The sequence below is a fragment of the Bartonella sp. AP40SXNS genome (assembly GCF_042195825.1).
Lineage (GTDB): Bacteria > Pseudomonadota > Alphaproteobacteria > Rhizobiales > Rhizobiaceae > Bartonella.
Genome location: NZ_JBHIPB010000003.1, coordinates 20904 through 42930, shown reverse-complemented (window position 1 = coordinate 42930; position 22027 = coordinate 20904). Strand labels below are relative to the sequence as shown.

Genomic DNA, 22027 nt, shown 5'->3' with positions numbered 1-22027 from the left:
AAAAATGTTGGTACACAATGAATTCTATACCTTATTACGAGCAACGCTATGAAATGGGTGTGAAAACGATAAATCGTATTTCTTTACCGAAAACGAGTATATGATTAACATCATAGCATTCTTGTTCTTTACACAGATATTAATTCTTTCTCTTGCTTTTGCAGTCAACAATAGCGCATAACAAAAAATAGGATAAAGCTAAAAAGAAGAGGTTAGAGATGAAATTTTTTGTGGATAGCGCCAATATTGAAGAAATTCAAGAGTTACAGAATTTAAGCCTTGTTGATGGTGTTACCACCAATCCCTCTCTTATCCTAAAATCAGGACGCAATATTCTTGATGTTACAAAAGAAATTTGTGCTCTCGTTAGCGGACCTGTTTCTGCTGAAGTTGCAGCAACTCAATTTGAAGACATGATGAAAGAAGCAGCTGTTTTAGCAAAGATTGCCGACAATATTTGTATCAAGCTTCCTTTAACATTTGATGGATTAAAAGCCTGTAAAGCCCTCACAGCAGCAGGACTAAAAACAAATCTCACCCTTTGTTTTTCTGCCAATCAAGCCTTATTAGCAGCCAAAGCAGGCGCGACATTCGTTTCACCTTTTATTGGGAGACTTGATGATTGCGGAAATAATGGAAGTGAACTGCTTCATGAAATACGCACAATTTATGATAACTATAACTTTGAAACACAAATCTTAGCCGCTTCAATCCGCACCGTTAATCATGTCAAAGAAGCAGCACTAAGCGGTGCTGACGTTGCAACAGTTCCACCAACAGTCTTAAAAGCACTGGTCAAACACCCTCTCACCGACAAAGGATTGCAAATATTCCTCGACGACTGGAAAAAAACAGGACAAAATATTGTTTAATGGCTAGAAGTTTTATTGGAAAGATCTTTTGAAAGTAACAAAAAGATCTGTTCAGCCAACTCTTCCGCGACACGTTTTTTTGCATCTTCTTCTGCTTGCAGCGTTGCATATTCTTGACGAAGGCGTTCAAAAGATGCATTCATCATTGCTGTTCCTTTTGCAACAGGCATATTTTTCATATCCTGCAAAGTGTAAGAAGCTCTGCTCATAACAGTTCCAACAGAAGGTCGTCCCTTTCTCTTTTTCTCGAAATCAACCTCTATCTGCATCGATTCTCTTGTAAAGACGGATATCTGCAATGCCAATTGATAAGCAGGTAGAGAAGGTTTACCACCATTTCCATACAAAAGAAAAAGCAGATGGTTGCGCACCATTTGACCAAAACGATCCGAAGGTTCTTCCACAACAATAGAAGCAAGCTTTTGCGCAAGCCCCAAAGAAGCTTGCCCAGAAGAAGAATTCCCATAAGAAGCAGAATTCATCGCCATTGAACTCTGCGACTCCTGACGGTAAAGCGGCTCAACTTTGCATCCACACAACAGTGTGAATACACCAGCTAAAACGACAAGCAGAAAACTTTTAAAGAACGACATTCACAATCCTTTTTGGAACAACAATGATTTTTTTCATAGGCTTTTCAATCAGCTGCGCCTGTACGAAATCTAAAGCCAAAACCGCTTCTTTAATCATCGTCTCATCGGCTGTTGCTGCAACAGTCACCTCACCACGTTTTTTACCATTAATTTGCACCGGCAAAGTGTAACATTCTTCAACAATTAATGCGGGATCATAAACAGGCCAAGCAAGCATAGACATTAAAGTTTCTTCCCCTAAAGCAGCATGACATTCCTCTGCTAAATGGGGCATCATTGGTGCAATCATGGCAAGAAAAAAATCCATGGCTTGACGTAAAGAAGCTTTCATTTCATCGTCAACACTTTCTATCCTATTTAACAACGGTGCCATAATATTCAAGAATTCATAAAGGCGTGCAATAGCCCGATTAAAAGCGAATTTTTCCAAATCATCTTCTACAGCATGGAGCGTACGATGGGCTGCTTTTGAGAGTTCCAAAGCCGCTCCCTGATGCCCTGCACAAGGGGATATATCCTTTAAAACAGAAGCACTCAAAGCCACATGGCGCCAAACACGCTGGACAAAGCGATGAGCCCCTTCAACACCAGATTCTGTCCAGATAACATCCCGCTCGGGGGGAGAATCTGACAACACAAACCAGCGCACAGTATCAGCACCATAAGATGCAATAATATCGTCAGGATCAACAACATTCTTTTTTGATTTAGACATCTTCTCAATCAAACCAATCGTCACTTCACTTTGATCGGTTAATTTATAAGCCTGACGCTTTCCATCTTTTTCAACAATCGAAATTTCTGCTGGAGAAACCCAACCCTGTTCATCCCTATAGGTTTCATGCACCACCATCCCTTGCGTAAAAAGCCCCTTAAAAGGCTCATCGACCGTCACATAACCTAACAATTTCATGGCACGCATAAAAAAGCGCGCATAAAGAAGATGCAAAATCGCGTGCTCAATTCCACCAATATATTGTTGCACAGGCAACCATTCAGCGGTTGCGTGTTTGTCAACCGGTTCTGATGCAAAAGGAGCCGTAAAGCGTGCATAATACCAAGAAGAGTCAACAAATGTATCCATGGTATCGGTTTCACGTTTGGCAGGTTGACCACAGGAAGGACAAGTAACATTTTGCCATGTTTCATGCCGTGCAAGAGGGTTACCCGGTTGATCAAAAGTAATATCATCAGGTAATACAACCGGCAAATCAGCACGCGGAACAGGAACAACCCCACAAGATGTACAATGGATCATGGGAATGGGGCACCCCCAATAACGTTGCCGCGAAATCCCCCAATCACGCAAACGAAATTGCACTGTTTTCTTCCCTTGCGGTTGCCCATTGAACATTTGTTTCTCAAGCCTTTTCGCTGCTTCTTCAAAGGCTTGTTGGGGTGTTAAACCATCCAAAAATCTAGAATTAATCATCACCCCATCACCAATATAAGGCGCTTCAGGTGTGACAAAATCTTCTTTCTCAACTCCTAAAGGCAAAACCACCGGTTTTATTGGAAGGTCATATTTACACGCAAAATCGAAATCTCTCTGATCATGAGCAGGACAACCAAAAACAACCCCTGTTCCATAGTCCATAAGCACAAAATTAGCGATATAAACGGGAATATGCACCGTTGAATCGAAAGGATGAACAGCCAAAAGGGGCGTGAGAAACCCTTGTTTTTCAGCTGTTTCAAGAGCTGCCGTTGTCGTTCCACCACACCGACAATTTTCAATAAAATCACTCAACGCTTTGTCTTTTTTTGCCAAAGCTTGTGCAATAGGATGATCAACAGACAGCGCTAAAAAGGAAGCACCAAAAAGTGTATCAGGGCGCGTTGAATAACAAACAACCTCATCAAATTTTTCACAAACATCACCAGCATCACCTGTCGACTTTAAAGCCCAACGAATCAGCAAACCTTGTGATTTTCCAATCCAATTTTTTTGCATGGTGCGAACTTTTTCAGGCCATTGGTTCAGCTCTTCAAGCCCAGCCAAGAGATCTTCACTAAAGTCGCTAATTTTGAAAAACCACTGGGTCAACTCACGTTGTTCCACCAACGCACCAGAACGCCATCCCCGTCCATCAACAACCTGTTCATTGGCCAAAACAGTATGATCAACAGGGTCCCAATTCACCTTAGCCACTTTACGTGCTACCAACCCCTTTTGATAGAAATCAAGGAACAACATTTGTTGGCGGTGGTAATATTCCACATCACAAGTTGCAAATTCACGCGCCCAATCGAGTGAGAGCCCTAATTGTTTTAATTGCCCGCGCATGACCGCAATATTTTGATAAGTCCAAGTTTTAGGATGCACTTTATTTTGCATAGCAGCATTTTCAGCCGGCATCCCAAAAGCATCCCACCCCATGGGATGAAGCACATTAAACCCCTTTGCGCGTTTATAGCGTGCAACCACATCTCCCATGGCATAATTGCGCACATGCCCCATGTGAATACGGCCAGAAGGGTAAGGAAACATCTCTAAAACATAATATTTTTCACGAGCATCTTCTTGGACAGTCTGAAAAATTTTCTTTTCATCCCAAATTTCTTGCCATTTTTTTTCTCTCGCACGTGGATTATAGCGTTCGCCTATCTTATAATGCTCAATCGTCATTCCCATTATACTCTTTTAATAAAACAGAACCAAAAACTTGTTTTATTATGCTTGATCATGGATTAACCTCATCGTCAACATTTTCGTGAAATATTTCCCTAAGTATTTTATAAAACTTTAAAAAAAACGACCAACTCTTGAACAACAACGATAAAGCATAAACATATGAAGATACAAACTCCCCTTGATGCCCCTTCCATTGAATCATGGCAAAACCTTCAAAAAGATATTGCAGCAATATGCCAAGAGTTACAACGCCCTGTAGAAGAAATTGAACTTATCGCTGTTTCAAAAACTGTTTCTGCTATTGATATACGACCCCTTTTGCAAGCAGGACAATCTTTGTTTGCAGAAAACCGTGTACAAGAAGCAGCACAAAAATGGCCTGCTTTACGTCAACAATTTGAAAATATTAAACTTCATCTCATCGGCCCCCTACAGTCCAATAAAGCTGCTGAAGCTGTAAAGATTTTTGATGTCATTCAAACGGTTGATCGTGCAAAAATAGCCAAAGTTTTGATGGAGGAAATGCAAAAGCAAAAAAGGCATCTTCCCTGCTATGTTCAGGTTAACATTGGCTTAGAATCGCAAAAAAGTGGTATCGCACCACAAGAAGCTATATCTTTTGTCAACCAATGCAAAAACAACTATGGACTTGATATCATCGGACTTATGGGCATTCCCCCTGTCGATGAAAACCCCGGCCCCTATTTCGCGCTCTTAGCAAAATTAGCAAAACAAGCAGGTCTTCCAAAGCTTTCCATGGGTATGTCCAGTGACTTCAAAACCGCTCTACAGTTTGACTCTAACGTCCTTCGCATTGGCTCTGCTTTATTTGGAAAACGCCCTGTGTAAAGCAATTTCCTCTCATATAAATTCATTCCCCCTTCATATAAATTCCCATTGAAAATTCTACGAACAAGCCCAAAACAGCAGAAATGAGAAAAAATATTTCCTTCAATATCAATAAAAGAGCAATTCTAGCAAAAAAGATTCCAGTCCCTCTTTCATCCTGTTAGCAAAATAAGCAAAAAGCTGGTCTTCTCAAATTTCTTACCGGCACATCCACAACACATACAATAGCTTCAAGATAGCGTTACAATTTGGCTCTCATATTCTCGCACATTAGCTCTACTTTACTCCCCTCTGACCGCCTCTCCAGCAAAAGCAACGTAAAAAATAAATCCTTATATAAAGGCAAAATGATAAGAGGGGCGTTGCGCATGAATGAAAAAACTGTCGCGAAATAAATAATTACAAAAGAATATTTAATAAGATCATCGCAATGATCTCCATTAAAAACCACGAATTCTCTTAACTTCCCCAACACGCGCACACAATTTCCCCATATGCCAATGGTGTAAAGTAGATAAAAAAAGCTTATGGCTGCATAATACAGTAACAAAACTCTTTCATGTAAGCCACTTGAGCAAAATAAACATCTCAAATACCCAATAGAGCACCAAGAACCGCGCTAAACAACATGATAGCAATCTATAAGGTCAACGATAGCATAGAGACTTTCTATGCTCTACAAAGCGTAAAATACGGTCAATATCCGCCTGAAAAATAAAAGAACGAATCCCACGCATGTGCGCATAACACATACACACAAAACAATAGCAACAAAGCAGATTTCAATAACGATATTCCTTTATCTTTCTCGTAAACAAATAAAAAAACTTCAACTTTTCATATGCGCAATTTTTCTGATTTTAAACTTTAATTAAGGAAAAACAGGGGATATTTCTTATATTTTAAAATATTGTAAATAATATTATTATCTTCTTAAGAAGAATATTTCATGTATACATAGTATAGATATTATTTATACAGTATTTTTATTTACATTTTTAAAATTTATATTTGATACTAATCAAAAGTGTGTGATAGCCATTTGAAATGTATCATTTTGATACTGTTTTAGACCTAGATAATTAAGGAGAATTAATATGTTTGGTTCATTCAATACATTCGGTCATATGGTGACAAAGCCTTCTTTTGGTCATTCGCACAATTCAAGACCTACTCATGGAAATGCATGTAGTCCTGGTGCTTTTATGTCTCACATGAATGCACGTGGCAGCGAAGTAGGATTTCCGGCAGGAGTAGTTGGTGCAATTCAAGGTGGTATAACTGGGGGACCAGTAGGTGCATTTACAGGTGGAATGGGAGCTTTGTCATTGGGATACATAGGAGGTGCTGCTTGGGGCTTTATAGAAAAAGGTCGTGAGTGTTGGTTCTAATTTATAGAGAATAGCGACAAAGATATCTCTGAAATTAATAGTTTTGTAAGTATACTTGAAAGAATATACCAAAGTTAAATATCTACATCTATGGATAAAATATTTTTCAGGGATATCTATTGCGGATCACCTCTTATAATCAGGATTTTGTTATAATGAATATTCTTTATGAAATCATAAGACTGTTTTGCATTCTCATTGTCGTTATCCCTATATATGCTATTGGTTTAAAAAAAATTGGTGGCTACAGTTGGAAACTATCTATAAAAATAGCCTCATTGTCAGTTATTGTGTTTTTTATTCTTGATAGTTTGTGTAGATATTTTGGTTTATATTAATATTTATTGGATGAGTTCCAAGTACACTGAAAAAATAATTTTCAGAGGTATCTATTGATATCACATACTATAACTAGGATTTTGTTATAATGGATATTCACTATGAAATTGTAAGAATGTTTTGCATGTTAATTATAATTACTCCTATAATTGCCATTTCTTTTAAAATATTCAATGGCGTAGGTTGGAGATTGTCTATTATAATGGCATTATCGTCATTTATTATGTTCTTTATTTCTAATTTTTTGCGTAGATATTTTGGTTTATATTAATATTTAGTAAATTTATTCTTTTAAAAAGCACTCTCATTCCCTCTCCATTTTTTATAGGGTATTTTTTTAATATCTTTATGCTTTTATAAAAAGCTCTTTACTACAATAGGTTCTGCCACATTTGAATATCCTAAAAGCATAAAATACTCTCTTAAAGACAAACGTATCAGATTTAAAAATTGACTATTCTAATCTTTGTCATTTAGTCTACCCTCATAATGAAAAGCTTTTGGGAAAACTCTGCCACAAATATAACCATACAAAAATACAGAGGCAGATTTTTCTAAACAATAAAATGAGGGAAACATGACTGAAAAAATTTATCCAATATCAGAAGAGATCAAAAAAAATACTTTACTCGATGAGGAAACTTATCAACAATGGTATCGAGAAAGCATCGATGATCCAGAAAGCTTCTGGGCAAAACATGGTCAACGCATTGAATGGTTTAAAGCTTTTACAAAAGTAAAAAACACTTCTTTTAACGGAGATGTATCGATTCAATGGTATGAAGATGGGATAACAAATGTAGCTTATAATTGCATTGATCGCCACCTGAAAACCCATGGAGACAAAATCGCGCTCATTTGGGAAGGGGATAATCCTTATCATGATAAAAAAATAACCTATAACGAACTTTATGAACACGTTTGTCGTTTTGCTAATCTTTTGAAAAGTCGTGGCATTAAGAAAGGCGATAAAGTAACCATTTATCTCCCCATGATACCCGAAGCAGCCTATGCCATGCTTGCCTGCGCTCGCATTGGAGCCATTCATTCGGTTATTTTTGCAGGCTTTTCTCCTGAAGCAATAGCAGGACGCCTTGTTGACTGTGAATCAACCTTTATGATTACCGCTGATCACGGCTTGCGTGGCGGCAAACGGATTAACTTAAAAGACAACGTTGACCATGCCATTGAGATAGCCGCGCGCCAAAATGTGCATGTGGACCAAGTCATGGTTATACGGCGAACTTGTGGCCCCATTCAATGGGTAGAGGGGCGTGATTTTTGGTACCACGAAGAGATAGCTCATACCCAAAGAGACTGTCCAGCAGAACCCATGAATGCTGAAGATCCACTTTTTATTCTTTATACTTCAGGCTCAACCGGCAAACCCAAAGGTGTTTTGCATACCACAGCAGGCTATCTTATTTTTGCCTCGATAACTCACCAATATGTTTTTGATTACCACCCCGATGAAGTTTACTGGTGCACAGCTGATATTGGTTGGATAACCGGTCATTCTTACTTGGTTTATGGACCTTTATGCAATGGTGCGACCACTTTAATGTTTGAAGGCACACCAACCTTTCCTGACAAAGGCAGATTCTGGGAAATTGTCGACAAGCATCAAGTCAATACACTCTATACCGCACCAACAGCTATCCGCGCCTTAATGGGAGCAGGAAATTCGTTTGTTGAACACTCAGACAGAACATCGTTGCGTCTTTTAGGCACAGTAGGAGAACCTATTAACCCAGAAGCATGGGAATGGTTTTATCATATAATTGGAAATGACCGTTGTCCGATTCTCGATACATGGTGGCAAACAGAAACAGGGGGGCATATGATCACGCCCCTGCCCGGTGCAACCCCCCTCAAAGCAGGATCGGCCACACGTCCTTTCTTTGGTGTTCAACCCCAAATTGTTGATGCCCAAGGCAATGTTTTAGAAGGTGAAGCAGAAGGCAATCTTTGTATCAGTGATTCATGGCCCGGACAAATGCGCACACTTTATAAGAATCATGAACGCTTTATTCAAACTTATTTTTCCTCCTATAAAGGAAAATATTTTTCAGGCGATAGCTGTAGGCGCGATAGTGACGGCTATTATTGGATCACAGGACGGGTTGATGACATACTCAATGTCTCGGGGCACAGGTTAGGAACCGCTGAAATTGAATCAGCCCTTGTTTCTCATCCCTCTGTATCAGAAGCAGCTATTGTGGGTTACCCGCATCCCATTAAAGGACAAGGAATTTATAGTTTTGTGACCCTCATGGAAGGAACAGCGCCAAGTGAAGAATTGCAAAAAGACCTTATCAAGCATGTGAGACAAGAAATAGGTTCTATTGCCATATTGGATAAAATTCAGTTTGCTCCGCAGCTTCCCAAAACACGATCAGGGAAAATTATGAGACGTATTTTACGAAAAATCGCTGAAAACGATTTTGATACTCTCGGAGATATTTCAACCCTTGCCGAACCACAAGTTGTTGAAGATCTGATTGCCAACCGACAAAACTAAAAAACACGACGAAATACAACATACGGTGGTTTTTGTTTTTTGCTAAAATTATCTCAGCATTATTACGAAAACCACCGAGGATAATAAAAAACAAAACAATTCATGAAAAGCTCAATCATTCTAACAACAAACGCTTTTCTTCATGAGAGGTAAGAAATAATTTAAGCCAAAACCTCAGGATTGGGATACGAACAAGAATAAGAAAGTAAGATAAAAAGAGCAATATAGCTTTTTAAAATCACCCAATGTCCACTCAGTGCAAAAAAACCTCTGAGTAAGAAGGAAAAATAGTTCTGATGTTTATGCTAGAATCACTTTGAAATTCCTGCTAAAATCATAAACAAAGCTAAAAAAAGAAAGTATAAGTGATAATATTCTTGAGCAAAAATATTTATCTATAACGAGGGTGTATAAAAAATATTGAAAACCATGAAATCTAAAATAAGCAAGCTTACAACAAAAATCTAAAGCAATGAAAGTAAGAGTTCTTAGAATAAATGATGCAATATAAAATCAGGAGTAATAATAAAAAGTGATTCATTTTGAAAATGTCGGCCTACGCTATGGAATGGGCCCTGAGGTCCTTCGTGATATTAGCTTTCATATTCCTCCTGGATCATTTCAATTTCTCACAGGTGCCTCTGGAGCAGGGAAAACGTCGCTGATGCGTCTTATGTTTTTGGCACTCAAACCCACCCGCGGTCATATTGATCTCTTTGGAACAGACACAGCATTGCTCAAACGACAAGAGCTCCCTGCGCTACGACAACGTATCGGTGTAGTTTTTCAAGATTTTCGTCTCCTTGATCACATGACCACTTATGAAAATGTTTCCTTGCCTTTACGCATAAAAGGACAAGAAGAAGCAACCTATCGCAGTGAAGTGGAAGATCTTCTCTGTTGGGTAGGTCTGGGAGATCACATTCATGTTTTACCACCGGTTCTTTCCGGCGGAGAAAAACAAAGGGTAGCTATTGCACGCGCGCTCATTGACCAGCCTGAAATCCTCCTTGCGGATGAACCAACAGGAAATGTCGATCCTCCCTTGGCAAAACGCCTACTCCGTTTGTTTATTGAATTAAATCGTTTTGGAACAGCTGTTATCATTGCCACCCATGATATTGCCTTAATGGAACAAGTTGCAGCACGGCGTATGCTTCTCCATAATGGACGGATGACGATTCATGAATAAGTCTTTCCCCATTTTTACAAGTAATAAAAAAAACACAACAGCGATTATTCCCAGTAGCAATATTTCTGGAAAAGCGCTGGTTGCAGTGATTGCAATTATGACATTTCTCTCAAGTCTCACCTTAATCGGTGTTGATTTAGTCCAACATGCCGCCCAAAATTGGAGTAATCAGATTAGCTATGAAGCAACAATACAAATACGCCCCGTTGACAATGTTGATATCAACAAAGCACTCCGTGATGCCGTACAATTGGTTAAAACATTTTCTGGTGTACAAGATGCAAAAATTGTTGACCAAAAAGCTACAGAAAAATTACTAGAGCCATGGCTTGGAACAGGCTTCAATATCAATGAACTTCCCCTTCCCCGCCTCATCATTGTGACTCTGAAAAGAGATGAAAAAATCAATTTTGCTGCCATCAATCATGCCATTAAAACTCAAATTCCAGGCGGTCAATTTGATGATCACCGTGTTTGGGTCCATCGTTTTGCGACCATGGCATACACCACGGTTTTTATCGGTTTTTCAATTTTAGCATTGGTTCTAGGCTCTCTAATCCTCACCATCATTTTTGCCACCCGCAATGCATTGGCAGAAAATACCCATATTATTAATGTGCTATATTTTCTTGGCACTGAAACCCTTTTCATTGCGCGTCAATTTGATTGGCATTTTTTTAAAACGGCACTGCGCGGTGCTTTATATGGTGGTTTCACAAGCATCTTTCTGTTTTCAGCCTTTTGTCTCTGGACAAATTATAACTTGGGAAGAGCAGAAGCCAGCCAAATAACGGCTTTATTAGGACATATTTCCATAAGTTCCGTTCCTTATGGCAAAATCACTCTGCTTATTATTTTCGTTTCTTTTCTCACCACCCTTACAAATCGCATGACTATTTTAGCGCAACTGAAAAAAATCGATCAATGTGAAAACGGTTTATTTTAATTTATGACTCACAACACTTTCAACTCATTGACGCAAAACAATTTAGAACGTCCTCTTCCAAAACGGCCCCACTATAATAGTTGGTCTCCATGGCTTTTATTTCGCTATTTTCCACCAACAACCCTTACTCTTGCAATCACTGTTTTCATTTTCTGGGGCGGTTTTATTATTTTTTCTGAAAAAACCGAACGACTTGTCCCCCCAACGCCTCTCCCCAAAGCGGATGCCATTATCGTGCTTACAGGCGGAGAAAACCGAATAGAGACAGGACTTCATCTCTTACAAAAGGGGCTTGGTTCACGACTCCTCATCAGTGGTGTAAACACCACAACCAACCTGAAGAGTTTCATGCATAACATGCATATTACCCCACGGCTTATCTCCTGTTGTATTGACATTGGGCATCAAGCGATTAACACCAGAGGAAACGCCGAAGAAAGCGCCGCTTGGATCAAAAAGCATCACTATAAAACCCTTTATATCGTCACCCATGATTACCATGTGTGGCGCTCGATGCGTGAACTTAAATATCTCATGCCTGATATCCATTTCATTGCTTATCCTGTGAAGAAGAGCAAAGCTGAAAGCACAATACAACAGATCAGGCAAGCCCGCATTCTCATATTCCAATATATTAAAACACTGCAAGTCTATATCAGAACCGCCTTCTGACCTTTATTCTTGTGACTTTAAACCTTGCCACCCTCTGACTGCTTTACCCTTCTCTCCATACCTTTCCACACGAATTACCGCCATAAAAGCACGCCAGAACTTCTCCCCATACAAAGCACAACGCCCCGATACACGTGTCACTGTCTTGCACATTCACCAAAAAACATCTCTTACATCCCAAACTTGATCTCACAACACGTGATCTATCTAATGCCATCCCCAATATAGAAGACAGCTCTTGTAAATAGAGCCCCTAGACAGCCATAGGATCTACAGACTTGTCATAAAAATCTATTTATACCACTGTCTTACCCTTCATAAAAAATGCAAACCGCCCCACCCTATATTTTGCCGCCTCTCAAGTATTACGATTGCTCTTAAACCTCTTGGGATGATTGGTAAGAGGCATACATTACGCCTTTCTTAAACACGAACATACCAACCTCATATGACATGCAAGGCAGTCATTTTAAAAGCCTAAAAGTAAGAAAATTTATGATCCTTAGAATTCTTGTTCAAGAGAGAGAACGTTAAACAGTCATTATAAACCAATATATTAAAAACAATCTCTTCATTCTACAAAGCGTCTTCATAAAAGCATTTTAGATCACAGATAGGAATAAGTTCAAAACGAACACTGCCACGAACATCCCACACTTTTTATAGCAATATATTTTGCATAAATCATTTCGCTCTCTAAGATCACCTTTTGTCTGGTTTCCTCTCCCAAAAAGAACGAAAACTTTTAAACTCTATTGATCTGTAAACAATAATAACTCAGCTTCTTGTCTAACGCGTTCCACCTGCTCACTTCAATATCAGAACACCTCAAAAGACAGATTTCATGAGAATTGTCATGTCCTCTCAACATCTCAAAAGGCGACGATTCTTATTAGCAACGATTTGTAAACAATCCACTTTCTCTGGACAGGTTCCACTCAGCTTCTCCATTTATATGGTTTACTCACATAAAGCTCGATAAGAAAACCCTGCCTGAGAATATTCATCACTGCCGCTAAAGCTCATGCGTCATAATTTTAGCGACCTCACTGCCTAAGGTGCTTTATCACATACAATATATTGATTTATAATGAAAATTTATTACGCTACAACTTGAATGAGAGCTCTCAATATCATCAGATTCTCTCATTTCAAATCTGTTCTCTATTGAATCAATCAAAACCATTTTCTTGCACATCACATAGGACTTGCACATCACAAAGGAAGAGAGCCTGCGCAGCGTAAAACTGTACAAGAAAGACATGCCTCTTATGGACGTGTCTCAAGTGCCAAGGGCTGTCGCAATACCCACGAGCTGGCAAGGTGTGTGATAGTGCCAATTTGTGACGACTCAACACTTTTTTACCGCACAATGGATAACTTAACCTTTTCAGTTTCTCTCACTTCCAATTTTGGCAGGTTGCGCACAATTTTCATTGTTTCCAAGCTTACAGTAATAACCCGCTGAAACAATTCCAATGGATAAGCTGGATTACCCACCGTTTCAACAGCATAGCGATTGGCATCATTAACAAGTCCGCTCGCTTTATCCGTTTTGACAACCTGCCGTTCCATAACCCATTCAAGAGCAGACCTGCCACTCACCACATACTCATAAGCCTCAAGAGGAATATTCTGCATCGTGATATGCGCATTATAAACCACGGTGCTTTTGTCAATAGCACCACGCTTACCAGCAAATTTCATTGCTTCAACACGATAAAAACTCTTCTCATCAGAAATCACCCAAGTTCTTGGATCACCCTGTTTATAGGTAACGGGATAGGGTTCAACCTCTTCATAATTCATATGCAAATCACCAAGCTTTCGCCCCGCTGTAACAAAAGCCCAAAAATCCTCTACCTTTTTAACTGTTGGGATACGTGGCAATTCTTTAGACAGATTATGCGCATAACGCGCACGATAATCTTCAGAATGCAAAATCCCATAAACATAATAAAACAAATCATCCTTTGTTATCATTTCGCCAGGATAAGCTGCCTTAAAATAAGCCAACCCTTCATCCGTGAGTGCATCACGCCGCTCTAAACCAGTTTCTTTGCTTTCCTCTGCAAAATTTGCAAACAAATGAACCTGATCCCCCTCCTTATTTTTCAAGGATACAATATCTTCATAAATATATCTTGGAAAACATTGGCCTTTTTCCATTGCATCATAGCTAGGTAAACTCTTAGTCATCAGAACAGAAAAGCCGCTTCTTGCTCCAGTTCCTGTAACTTGTATCACTTTATTTTCAACGGCTTTTTCCATAGGGAATATACGCGGCATTTGGTAAACGCTATCATTAAGAGCTCGATTATAATAAAGCCACTGTCGTGTAAAAGGACGATAAAGACTTTGCGTTAAACAATCTCTCTCAAAGTTAAAAGACTTTCCTTTTACTAAATTTTGTTTGAGAGAATAATTCCAGCTGATCTTTTTAGCATCTGTATCAAAAAAATCGTCTACAGCTTCTATACGTGTTTTGCGATCAGAATGTGGATGCGCAGCATTAAAACGCTCTACTTCACTATTATAGAAAGTAATCATATTGCTCATATTTTTCGCTAAAGTTTCACGACTTGAATTATATGCCCATGCATCACGACTGGTTTTAAGACCAAGAGAAAAATTTTCAAAAAGCTTTTTATCACAGCTCTTCTTGACACCTAAGGCTAAAAATTTTTCAAAATCACTATTGCGCTGATCCAGCCAATCGCCATGCTCATCTGGTGTAATTATCTGCCAGCGTTGTTCATGCTTGATCCCACCAATACTACCCAATCGCTGAACTTCAGAGAGTTTGTCTTTTGTCGAGAGATTACCACCAATATCGTAATAGTGAATTTTGCAATGCTCCATAACATTTGGATTTTTGATAAACAGTGTCACAGCAATTCCTGTCATGCTTCCACTACCAAAAACATTTTGCCCTTCTTGAGCGCACCCTTTACTCAACATATTTTTGCGAATATCACCCCGCAAATTGAAAACATAAATGCTCGAAAATTCCTCACACAAATTTTTTCTGAGTCCATCCATTGATAATTTTTCAACATAACCAGAACCAGTCACAAAACCTATAACACCACAGTCTTTTATGCGATCACTAGCCCAGCGAATGGCACGAATATAACTGTCATAAAGTTTATTAAAATTGCTCGCACTAGATTGAGCAGCATAGGTTTCACGAATACGACGATCCAATTTAGGATATCCAATATTTTTCGCATTATCATTTTCACTTTTTTGCCCTACCGAATAAGGGGGGTTGCCAACAATAACACGAATATCCAGTTCCTTCTGGCGTGACCGACGTGTGCTGTTATCCACCAGCAAATCACTGATCAGGTCTTTTTCTTGCTCATAAAGCTGGAATGTATCGGTCAAACAAATTCCCTCAAACGGAACATAATCGCCCCCCATCAGACCATGATAGGTCGTCTCAATATTAATGGCTGCAATATAATAGGCTAAAAGCACAATTTCATTGGCATGAATTTCACGACAAAATTTGTGTTTCATCTCCTCTGGTTTTATCAAACCCGATTGTAAAAGCCGTGTGATAAAAGTCCCCGTTCCAGTAAAGGGATCCATGATGTGCACACCCGATGAGCCAAGCGTTTGCCCAAATTCTTGCTCTAAGACATCATTGACAGAGTGCAAAATAAAATCCACAACCTCGACGGGGGTATAAACAATGCCTAGTTTTTCTACAGTGCGTGGAAAAGCATAACGAAAAAACTTATCATAAAGCTCTATAATCAACCTCTGTTTTGCTTTTGGATCCGTAATGCCACTGGCGCGTAATTTTACACTTGTATAAAATTTCTCGAGATCTTTGGATTCCTTATCAAGATTCGCCTCATCAAGTACATCAAGCATACGCTGCATAGCACGCGATACCGGATTCTCACGTGTGAACTGATACCCTTCAAACAACACCTGAAAGACAGGACGTGTGATAATATGCTGTGCCAACATCTCAATCGCATCAGCTTCTGTAACAGCATCATTTAAGTCATCACGCAGTTCTGCCACAAACCTGTCAAAGGCTTGACGCGCCTCAGTATTTGGCTCTGCCAGAATGCCTGTTAAGCGCGTGATATGATTCTTAGCAATTTCAGCAATATTGCTCGCCCAATCCTCCCAATAATCACGTGTCCCACACTTTTTGACAATCTTTGCCATGATGGCACGCGAAATCTCATCCACAGGGAAAGCAAGCTCCCCTTGTTCATCTGTAAAAAGGACATCACGCTCCGCTGTACCAATGCCCAATCGTGCTGGTTGTGCGCGTAGTGGAAGATTGTCTACAACAGCCGTAATAGCCTTTAATTCAGTGCTCTGTGTGACACCAATAATCTCAATCACATTGCTAATATCTTGCCCGAGGGATGCCTTATTAATCGTTGCATCAAAACGATCATCATGTGCACGCAAAGCATTTAAAATTTGCCAGATAACCCGATATTTATCATTGTTGTTCAAAGCCTGTTCCGCTGGAGTATCAAGAGGAATACCAATTGGCAAAATGACATATCCCATCTTTTTACCCTCAGAGCGACGCATCACCCGCCCAACCGCTTGCACAACATCAATCTGGCTCTTGCGTGGATTTAAAAACATGATCGCATCAAGAGCCGGAACATCCACCCCCTCAGACAAACACCTTGCATTGGTTAAAATACGACAAATATCATCCCCACTATCAGCTTTCAGCCAATCAAGTAATGCACCACGATCCTTTGCATTGAAAGTGCCATCAACATGCTCAATTTCACACTTCAGAAAATGTTCATTTTCTGTATCCTCTTTCGTATAATCAAGATATTCTCTAACAACCGCAGAAAACTCATCACGAACGAGTTTAGAACTTTGAATAGTTTTACAAAACGCTAAAGCACGATGCATAGGATATGAATCCGTACCAACATCAGCCTTCATATTTTGTTTTGTCAAAGCCTTATAACAGCCAATAATCTTCGTTGCATCATCAAGAATAAGCTCAGAATCGCTATCACTAAGGCGCTTCTGAACAGCGGAACTGACCAATTTTTCGTCCATTGCTAAGACAATAACCTTATAATCTGTTAAAAGATCATTTTGTACTGCCCATGAAAAACCCCGATAAAAAAGTGTTTTACCAAAAAGCTTTTCATCATCCATAGAAGCAAGAACAGCATTAACTTCATTCGCGCGACTTTTTGCGTTATCACCAAAAATACGTGGTGTCGCTGTCATATAAAGGCGTTTCTTGGCACGAATAACATCATTGGAATGCACCTTAACAAAATTGGATTCATCCTCGCCCACCAGCGTTGCCCCTGTTGTACGGTGCGCTTCATCACAAATGATAAGATCAAATGTTGGCAAACCATAGTTTTTCTGAGCATCAGCAATCACCTGAATAGATTGATAGGTTGCAAACACAACGGTCATCTTATCTGCAACACTCTTCCCCACCTGATCTGCAAGTTTAGCCGCATTAGTTGTCGCCGGAAAAGCAAGATCAAACACATCAATTTCAGCAACATCATCACTATTTTTACGACGCTTTCCCACTTGTGTATCAGAACAGACAGCAAAAGATCTCAATCCGATTCCTGCATCCGTTGTCCATTCACGAACCGTCTGTGACATCAGTGCCAAGGAAGGAACAAGAAACAAAACAAACTTGCCTTCACCCGCCAAATCCTCAGCAATTTTAAGACTGGTAAATGTCTTACCAGTACCACAAGCCATAATAAGCTTCCCCCGATCTGCTTGAGCAAGCCCAGCACGCACATCACGCAATGCTTCCAATTGATGTGGACGGATTTTCTTTTTATCCTCCAAAACAACTTTGCCCTGGGCTGCAAAAGTTTCCCAACGGATCGGACTTTGTTGTATATCGGAAAGATTAATCCGTATAACAGGAATATCCTGCCCCCGTATCATTATTTCAGCGTTATCACTCCAAGCACGTTCAGTACTATCTATAATAACACGCCGCTTGAACGGAGCTTTTCCTGATGCCGAAATAAAACTATCAATATCTGCTTTTCTAATTCGATATGCTGCATCATAAAATTTACATTGGATTGCTGCAAACCCCTCTTCATCACGCATCTTTGCCACAAGATCAATACCAGTATCCCGACCATCCCAACCATTTTCATGCGCCCAATCTTTAAAGGTTTGAACTTTTTCATACTGATCAAACTGAAGAGGATCATGTGTCAGATAAGCAAGAGCAAAACGCTCAAAATACGTACCTTTGTCTCGTTCAGTACGCGCTTTATCACGATAGGTCTGTAAAAGCGATTGCAGCGTCATGCTTCCCCCCCAATGAAAAATACCTTCAACTATCGAATCTAAACCAATTCGTCAATGCCTCTTGTTCTACCCAAAAAACTTAAAAAAAGCTTAAAATTGCTTGATTTTAAAACATTTCTTCTATGTTTAATTAAACCAACAAGAGAAAATCTTTTGATCCTTTTGAGTATCCCCCAAATCATATGATGCATTTACTGATGTCTATATCCCTATGGAAATAAACGGTAAGGCGTGATGATTTTGAAAATATTTTTTGCCTTTTGTTAAGAATACACAATAAAGTGCGCAATAATTTTAGGATTTAGCTTAAGAATGAGAGGAGGAAATGGATAGGACACCTGCGAACACACAAGACACCAAGGAAGAAACTCCACACACAAAACAGCGCATTTTACGAACGATCATGCATATAATTCCACTATAATACGCAAAATATTAGTCGTGATATTCAAAATATTGATTTTTGAAATATTTCTTTGTCTTTTGTTCTTTCGTAGACTAATTATTCGCTTCTTATACTTTATAGCGGGTGGTTTTAGAATTCTTTTTTATATGTATCGGACTTGTAGCAGGAGGAAGAATACCATACCAACTAGACATACCATTGCTCATCACTAGCGCCATTATGTTCTTTAGCAACATAACTGCAGCTTGGTATTACGGTGTTCTCTTACTTCATCTCACACCTGCTGAATATGAGCTTATTCTTTTTCAATAAATGAAAGCCCTTTTCATTCATACATCATTCAACATAAGAAGCCATCCGCCTCTCAAACTTTTTGTCGTCCTCACCACACTCATGAAATCAAACCCGCATCTCACGGTATTAGTTCTTAAGATCACGCCCCCTACCGAGTATCTGACGGCATCCTTACCCTAGAAACTCAAATGGCTTGTTTATCCTTCAGCTCCAAAATCATGAGATATGGCAGAAAAAAGCGATGCCTTAAACAAAATATTCTAAAGAAGCTAAGCTACTCGTATAAAGGAACAGAAAATGGCTGTATCTTAGATCACATTTTAAAACTTAAGCACGATCATAATTTATTTGCATAAACCTAAACACCTATAATTTGCACCACCCTCTGCAAAACTAAAAGTGAGAAATCCTTATAACCTCTTTTCCGAAAATCTTAAAAATACTAAACGAAACCTCTTAAACTGCTCAGCTATCTCGATACCAGTTCATTTTTTTGGAAGAACGGAGGTTTAAGCTGTTTTTGGCATCAACCTTCTTTTTTGTTCTTTTGTTTGTTAGCAGATATACTATTCATTTCCCCCGCCTCTTTTTAAATTAAATCTTAAGAATCGTCGCACCATATATTTCATTTGTCCTCCTCTTCACATTTCAGAAGAGGAGGGTTTTTAACAAAATTCAGTCTGCAAGCAATCTCGTTTTAACGGGTTCCATTTAACTTCTCCTTAATAGGATTTACTTCCATAAGACTCGACAAGAAAGATTTAAAATATTCATCATGCATTCTCAAAACATTTAATGCCTCAAGAAGGCTTATATGCCTACCATATCTCACATGATGTGGTGCGCTATAAAACGCTTACCTCTAGTGACACGCTCCACTTAATGAACAAAGCGTTTTCTAAAATAGAGCAGCAAATAATACTAAACTTTTCCCATTCATTTTTTGCTTCATAAACGCTTCATCTAAGTGTAAAGCATCTCCACAAACATGCCCAAATTAATAAAGCTTAATCGCGTGAAAGAGCGACAACAGGGTCAAGCCGTGAAGCTTGCCGCGCTGGAGAAAAGCCAAAACATATTCCTATGAGGGTTGAAAAAGTAAGAGACATAATGATCGATTCAAGTGTATAAACCAAATGGATAGGTGCCTTAAACAGAAGAAACAAGCCACCGATAGAAAGTCCAAGCAAGATTCCCAAACCACCACCAATCACACAAACCAAAATCGCCTCAATGAGAAATTGCTGTAAAATATCACTTTGTCGTGCACCAACTGCCATACGCACGCCGATTTCATTGATCCGCTCAGAAACAGTGACTAACATAATATTCATCACCCCTATACCCCCCACAACCAGGGAAATAGCTGCAATTGAAGAAATTAAAAGTGTTAAAATATTTGTACTCTCCATGATACGTTCACGGAAAAATTCAGAATTTCTAATGAAAAAATCCTCCCCGCCATGCCGCATAATGAGAAAACGTTTTATCATAGTCTCCGCTAAATGTGAATCAATATCATCAGCAATCCTAACGGTAATTGCACGAACTTCTGTTGTACCAAGAAAACGCGTCTGCACTGTTGTATAGGGTAAATAAAGCTGTAAGGTATTTGATGTATCTCCACTTGCATTATTTTGCGAATCAACAACACCAATAATACGCGCTGGAACATTACCCACATGCACCACCTTTCCAAGGGGGCTTTCATGGCTATGGGGGAAAAGAACAGACAACGCTTCTTTCTCAATCACGAGATCAACCGCCCGATCATGGACACTCTTGTGATCAAAAAACTGTCCTTTGAAAACTTTGAGCCCCTGTGTCTGAAAAAATTGTTCTCCCACCCCCGCAATGACAGCATTGACTTCAACTGCACCAAAACGTACTTTCGAGCTTGCTGAAATCTGTGGTGTTACACCAGAAACATAAGGTAATCCAGATAAAGCTTCTGCATCAGCTTCAACCAAACTGGTTATTTTTTCTGCTTGTGGATCAGAAAAACTTTTGCCAGGAAAAATGGTTAATGTATTAGCACCTAAACTTTTAAAATTTTCCAGAATTTTCTCTCGTGTACCATTCCCTAACGCTACCATAGCAATAATTGCCCCAATACCGATAATCACCCCAAGCATTGTTAGAAAAGTCCGCATGCGATGTGCATTCATTGCCAACAGAGCCATCACAAACGCCTCACGGAATCGCTCAACAAAAGAACGAAAAAAGCCCAGTTTTTGTTGGCCTTTTAGATTTTGTTGTTCCTGAAGAGATTTTCTACCAACTTTTGCTTTTCCACCCCTTGACCGCTTATCAGCAATAATTTCCCCATCACTGATTTCGATAATACGCTCTGCTCTTTCAGCTACCTGCATATCATGGGTTACAATGATAATGGTACGCCCCTCTTGATGAAGTTCATCCAAAATATGCAATACTTCTTGCCCACTCTTTTTGTCCAATGCACCAGTTGGTTCATCTGCAAGAATGACCTCCGCATTATTCATGAGCGCCCGAGCAATAGAAACACGTTGTTGCTGACCACCAGAAAGCTGATTTGGACGATGATTTATCCGATCACCCATGCCCAAACGCGTTAAAAGATCCTGTGCCCGCTGTTTCCTTGCTTCCACGGCACATCCCGCATAAATAGCCGGAATTTCAACATTACCAAGAGCTGTCAGTTCATTCAACAAATGGTAACGCTGAAAAATAAAACCAAAATGATTACGTCGCAAAGCCGACAATTCATCCGCAGAAAGGGAAGCTGTTTCTTTACCAGAGATCCAATAACGGCCAGAAGTTGGACGGTCAAGACAGCCTAAAATATTCATCAAGGTCGATTTACCTGAACCGGAAGCACCTACAATTGCCACCATTTCACCACGTTCAATGGTAAGATTGATGTTTTTCAAAACGGTAACAAACGCTTCGCCGGCAGGAAATTTGCGCACAATATTTTCCAAGACGAAGACGGCATCTGCTTGATTTGTGCTCATGCT

General features: G+C 39.5%; 12 protein-coding genes. 7 read left to right on the top strand and 5 right to left on the bottom strand.

Translation table 11 applies throughout. The features are described 5' to 3' along the window. Positions 1–218: 218 nt before the first annotated feature. Positions 219–872: a fructose-6-phosphate aldolase gene (gene fsa / locus ACFILZ_RS02800; protein ID WP_375610311.1), complete on the top strand. Its 654-nt coding sequence runs from the start codon at positions 219–221 to the stop codon at positions 870–872. On the opposite strand, the gene ACFILZ_RS02795 is transcribed toward fsa, so the two are convergent. Beyond that, on the bottom strand, positions 869–1465 hold the full coding sequence (locus ACFILZ_RS02795; protein ID WP_375610312.1) for a hypothetical protein: 597 nt from the start codon (positions 1463–1465) through the stop codon (positions 869–871). The genes fsa and ACFILZ_RS02795 overlap by 4 nt on opposite strands. Continuing rightward, complete coding sequence (leuS, locus tag ACFILZ_RS02790) at positions 1452–4094, bottom strand: leucine--tRNA ligase (protein WP_375610313.1); 2643 nt, start codon at positions 4092–4094, stop codon at positions 1452–1454. Before leuS ends, ACFILZ_RS02795 begins: the two co-directional genes overlap by 14 nt. 165 nt (positions 4095–4259) lie before the next feature. On the opposite strand from leuS, the gene ACFILZ_RS02785 reads away from it, so the two are divergent. From ACFILZ_RS02785 to ACFILZ_RS02760, 6 genes are all read left to right on the top strand, one after another. Continuing rightward, positions 4260–4949, top strand: coding sequence for a YggS family pyridoxal phosphate-dependent enzyme (locus ACFILZ_RS02785; RefSeq protein WP_375610314.1), 690 nt, complete (start codon positions 4260–4262; stop codon positions 4947–4949). Positions 4950–6046: 1097 nt separating this feature from the next. Continuing rightward, positions 6047–6340, top strand: coding sequence for a hypothetical protein (locus ACFILZ_RS02780; protein ID WP_375610315.1), 294 nt, complete (start codon positions 6047–6049; stop codon positions 6338–6340). A gap of 916 nt (positions 6341–7256) precedes the next feature. Then, complete coding sequence (gene acs / locus ACFILZ_RS02775) at positions 7257–9200, top strand: acetate--CoA ligase (RefSeq protein ID WP_375610316.1); 1944 nt, start codon at positions 7257–7259, stop codon at positions 9198–9200. A 532-nt stretch (positions 9201–9732) separates the two neighbouring features. Continuing rightward, positions 9733–10392, top strand: a complete 660-nt coding sequence (gene ftsE, locus ACFILZ_RS02770) for a cell division ATP-binding protein FtsE (protein WP_273723097.1) — start codon at positions 9733–9735, stop codon at positions 10390–10392. After that, a complete protein-coding gene (locus ACFILZ_RS02765) occupies positions 10385–11338 on the top strand; it encodes a cell division protein FtsX (protein ID WP_375606593.1) in 954 nt (317 codons plus the stop codon). The genes ftsE and ACFILZ_RS02765 overlap by 8 nt, the downstream gene beginning before the upstream one ends. A 3-nt stretch (positions 11339–11341) precedes the next feature. Then, the gene (locus ACFILZ_RS02760; protein WP_375606594.1) at positions 11342–12010 is read left to right on the top strand and encodes a YdcF family protein; all 669 of its coding nucleotides are present in this window, start codon (positions 11342–11344) and stop codon (positions 12008–12010) included. A 3-nt stretch (positions 12011–12013) separates the two neighbouring features. Here ACFILZ_RS02760 and ACFILZ_RS02755 read toward each other — a convergent pair whose 3' ends face one another. The 3 genes from ACFILZ_RS02755 to ACFILZ_RS02745 all read right to left on the bottom strand — a co-directional run bounded on the left by ACFILZ_RS02755 (position 12014) and on the right by ACFILZ_RS02745 (position 22024). Next, positions 12014–12163, bottom strand: a complete 150-nt coding sequence (locus ACFILZ_RS02755) for a hypothetical protein (RefSeq protein WP_375606595.1) — start codon at positions 12161–12163, stop codon at positions 12014–12016. A 1209-nt stretch (positions 12164–13372) separates the two neighbouring features. After that, a complete protein-coding gene (locus ACFILZ_RS02750; protein ID WP_375610317.1) occupies positions 13373–18328 on the bottom strand; it encodes a DEAD/DEAH box helicase in 4956 nt (1651 codons plus the stop codon). A 1707-nt stretch (positions 18329–20035) separates the two neighbouring features. Next, positions 20036–22024, bottom strand: a complete 1989-nt coding sequence (locus ACFILZ_RS02745) for a MacB family efflux pump subunit (protein WP_375610318.1) — start codon at positions 22022–22024, stop codon at positions 20036–20038. Positions 22025–22027 lie beyond the last annotated feature (3 nt).